This window comes from Nitrosomonas sp. ANs5 (assembly GCF_050584665.1).
GTDB lineage: Bacteria > Pseudomonadota > Gammaproteobacteria > Burkholderiales > Nitrosomonadaceae > Nitrosomonas.
This window is the reverse complement of sequence record NZ_JBEUDO010000096.1, coordinates 1-4065: the sequence shown is the minus strand read 5'-3', so window position 1 is coordinate 4065 and position 4065 is coordinate 1. Positions and strand designations below refer to the sequence as shown.

At 47.3% G+C, this 4065-nt stretch carries 4 protein-coding genes; all 4 read left to right on the top strand.

Annotated elements, in window-relative coordinates; genetic code table 11:
- Nucleotides 1-146: 146 nt before the first annotated feature.
- Complete coding sequence (locus ABTW62_RS13465) at nt 147-1499, top strand: Fic family protein (RefSeq protein ID WP_430905090.1); 1353 nt, start codon at nt 147-149, stop codon at nt 1497-1499.
- A 508-nt stretch (nt 1500-2007) separates the two neighbouring features.
- Nucleotides 2008-2655: a MotA/TolQ/ExbB proton channel family protein gene (locus tag ABTW62_RS13460; protein ID WP_430905089.1), complete on the top strand. Its 648-nt coding sequence runs from the start codon at nt 2008-2010 to the stop codon at nt 2653-2655.
- Nucleotides 2642-3043, top strand: coding sequence for an ExbD/TolR family protein (locus tag ABTW62_RS13455; protein ID WP_430905088.1), 402 nt, complete (start codon nt 2642-2644; stop codon nt 3041-3043). The genes ABTW62_RS13460 and ABTW62_RS13455 overlap by 14 nt, the downstream gene beginning before the upstream one ends.
- A 38-nt stretch (nt 3044-3081) precedes the next feature.
- On the top strand, nt 3082-3981 hold the full coding sequence (locus tag ABTW62_RS13450) for a hypothetical protein (protein WP_430905087.1): 900 nt from the start codon (nt 3082-3084) through the stop codon (nt 3979-3981).
- The last annotated feature ends 84 nt before the right edge of the window (nt 3982-4065 follow it).

The following is a 4065-nucleotide window of genomic DNA, read 5'->3' as shown; positions in this document are numbered from 1 at the left end:
GCAGAAAATACTGAAAATGGTTCATAGGCATAATAATTTATTGATAGATAGCTGTTTTAATACTAATTCTGTAATTTTTAGTAGCAATATTTACTAAGTCCTGCTATTTTTCTACTAATTATTCACATATTAGTAGATTTATCATTATGAAAATCCCAGTCACGCCCCCAAAATACGATGCATTATTCCAAAATATCGTGCGCGACGGTCCGAGCAGATATTTAGAACTGATCTCTATGCCGATTCGGCCAGATCCCAAGGGAAACTATTATCACTGGGACAAACTTCGCCATTTGATACCGCCAGATGGGCTTAACAGCGAGGAATGGTGGTTTGCTGTCAAGACTGCCCGTATGGTGCAGTTCAAGCCGATTCCACATGCGGATGCGCATGGAAAACCCTTTCGGTATACACAACCAGATGTTGTGATGCGCTTGCTACACGAGATAACCCGTGATGCAAGTGGTGTTATACAGAGTAGCACGGCAGTTACAAATCCACAGACTAAGGACGCGTACCTGCTTAATTCCCTAATTGAAGAAGCAATTACTTCAAGCCAGCTTGAGGGAGCATCCACAACGCGAAAAGTTGCAAAGGAAATGATCCGCCAAGGCAGGAAACCTAGAGACGACTCTGAAAGAATGATCATCAATAACTATCACGCAATGCAATTTATCAGCGAGATGAAGGAGGAGAAGCTTACCCCTAAAGTAATTCTTGAATTACACCGCTTGCTGACAACAGGCACGACGGACAATCCTTCCATGGCAGGTAGACTAAGGAAAACCGATGACATCTATGTTGGAGATGAGCGCGATACGACAATTTTGCATATGCCACCCAAGGCAGCAGAACTAGAACAACGACTAGAAAACCTTTGTCAATTTGCCAATGACAATCAGATAACTGATTTTATGCATCCTGTTATAAAGGCCATTCTTCTGCACTTCATGCTTGCCTATGACCATCCATTTGAAGATGGCAATGGCCGCACCGCTCGGGCGCTGTTTTATTGGGGCATGCTTAACCAGGGTTACTGGCTTATTGAATTTATCTCAATATCGCGAATAATCAAATTGGCTCCAGCTCAATATACACGCGCATACTTATACACGGAGACAGACGACAACGATGTCACTTACTTTGTCGTACATCAATTAAATGTAATCATTCGGGCGATTAATGATCTATATGAATACCTGGACAGAAAGTCTAAGGAACTGCGCTCAGCAGAATCTTTCTTAAAGCAGTCTCCGACGTTACGCGCCATATTGAATCATCGTCAAATCGCGTTGTTAAACAGGGCCCTAAAAGATCCTCAATCCATATTTTCCATAGCAGGTCATCGCGGCTCACACAACGTTGTTTATCAAACGGCTAGAATGGATTTATTAAACCTGTCCAACCTTGATCTTTTGGTTAAGGAGAAAATTGGAAAGGGATTTCTTTTTACCGTACCAGTTAATCTCAAGGACAAGCTGGAAAAATTTGGAAATTAAATTATTAGAGCAATCTCCTTGACGCCCATCGCTCTGCGGTGATGATCGAACACAACCCCGACGTCATGGCCAGGTCTCATAGCGGGGAGTATAATTACCGCATTGCACATTAAAAACAACGCGTTACTATGATTTATTCATACAAACAACATTTTCCCCCTGACCTGCCTCATTTGGCAACTTAAATTCTTAGAGATGCCCTATAGTGAACGCCGGAATGCGCGCCGATTTCGGGCATGGCGTAGGCGTCTGACAGATAGGCCTACCACATTTCTGTCCTGCTGGTATCGCTTGACGAAAGCGTCATCCCCCAACAACGCTTTGTGATGAAGTGTCAGCGAAAAACGCATGCATCACATAGGCGCTTTCTGACCAGGAGGCTGTCCGAGAATAGACTGATCTACTGTGGACGAGCCTGATTGGCCGGTATCAATCAGTGGCTTAAGTTCAAGGCAACGGCCGTTTCAAATCACACGCTATAAAAACAGACTTAATCTGGAGTTTATGAATGGAATACCTTAACCAAGCCTGGATCATGTTAAAACTGGGCGGGATCATTATTCTGCCGCTATCTTTGCTGGGTGTCATTGCGCTGGCGATAATGCTCGAAAAAGCATTTGTTTACTGGCGCTTCGCTCGTCTCTCAAACGATTTATTGAATCTCATCGAGACCTATGGTTTCAAGTGGGAAGATCTGGAAAAAATCCTGTCAGGACTGGATAAACGCCACTATTACAAACGCTTCTTTGAAGTAGTGATTTCCAATCGGCACCAACCATCCTGGTGGACCGAATCACGCGCAGCGGATGAAGCCCAGCTCATTGAAAGCTCACTCGCTCGCCGACTCTGGGCACTGGAAACAATCGTGACGGCCGCGCCGCTACTGGGGCTCGTGGGAACCGTTGTCGGCATGATGCGCGCCTTTCAAGTTATCGGTAGTGAAGGTATTGTCAACCCGACCGCAGTGACAGGCGGTGTTGCCGAGGCACTGATTGCAACCGTTATTGGTCTGATTATCGCGCTGGTTGCGTTGTTTGGATTCAATTACTTCTCACGCCTGCAATCACTAACGATGGATGAAATGGAACGTCTCGGCACGCGCCTGATCGATCATATTCGGCTGGATCAGAAGGAAGACACCCATGAAACTGCGTAAATCCAGGACACCCCGAAAAGGTTATATTCAGATTATTCCCATGATTGATGTCATGTTTTTTCTGCTCGCAACATTTATGCTGGCTTCGTTATCCATGCAGAAGCTGGATTCTCTGCAAGTCAGCTTACCCGAAGGCCAAGCCGAGAAACTTAGCGCCGAAAAACCGGTGACTCTAACACTGACCAAGGATAGTGAAATTTTTATCAACAAAGAATCCGTTACCCTCGACACTCTGGCTACCACGCTCAAACCGCTGCTTCAAGATGCCAAGCAAAAATTGATTATTTCGGCGGATAACGAAGCGCCACAAGGTGTTGTGGTTCAGGCGATGCTCCGAGCGAGAAGTGCAGGCGTGCAGCATTTTCTGATCGCGGTTCGGCATAAATAATTACTATATCCCTTAATAGTTTGAAAGAATCCGTAGTGATGAATAGCTCCAGATCAAAGGAAATCCAGCTCTGGTGGCCGCTGCCGCTGGCTGCGCTACTTTGGCTGATCATGATCTGGACGTTCGGTTTTTTCCTGACGGAACCCGAAATTGCAGTCAATATTGCTATCCCTGATGCAATAGAAGCGGAATTTCTGGAGCTTCCAGAACTCGCACAGCCCCAGGAAGCCATCCCACCGCCACGCAAAGGCATCGAGACGCAACCCCAGAATGAAGCGCAGAAAGCAAAAACAGCACCGGACCCGGTCAAGCCGCCGCTGCCACTTCCGCGCCCCCCCACCCCACCCAAGCCGTCGCCACCTGTCAGGCAAGATGCGATTGAAACCACAAAAGTTACGCCCCCTAAGGAAGTAATCAGAAGCGAGGTTCCACAAAAAGAGAAAGTCGCCCCACCGGCGGCCGATCTATCGGAGTATATCAATCAGAGAAGAGCGCAACGTAGGCGTTTGACCGGCATTCCTGATGGGTTTGAGAACAACAAAAATATCAACCCGGAACCACAGCCGTCAGCGGAAGAGATCAGAATGGCGAGAGTCAAACGCAACCTGCAAATGCCCGGTACCAGCGGCGTTTTTCGGATCATCAAAATGGGTCCGCATTATGCACAGTTTTCATTTCGCGCCTGGACAACCGGCGGCGGCAACCCACGGCGAGAACTCATCGAAGTAGAAGCAGGGCCGGACGGCGACATTCAACGCGCAATCATCCGCAGAATGATCCAGCTCATTCGCCAGTATCATCAGGATGACTTTAACTGGGAATCAGATCGCCTTAATCGCGTCGTTGTCCTGTCCGCACGCCCAGGAGATAACGAGGGGCTTGAATATTTTTTAATGCGAGAGTTCTTTGGAGAACCTATCCCGCCTTATTTACGCTAAGCGGCACTGTTCAGCTCAGTTTGTCTTTTGGGCAGGAAGGCAGGCCTCACCTCCTCTCCCCAAGCAAGGGGTCAAAGCTCCACC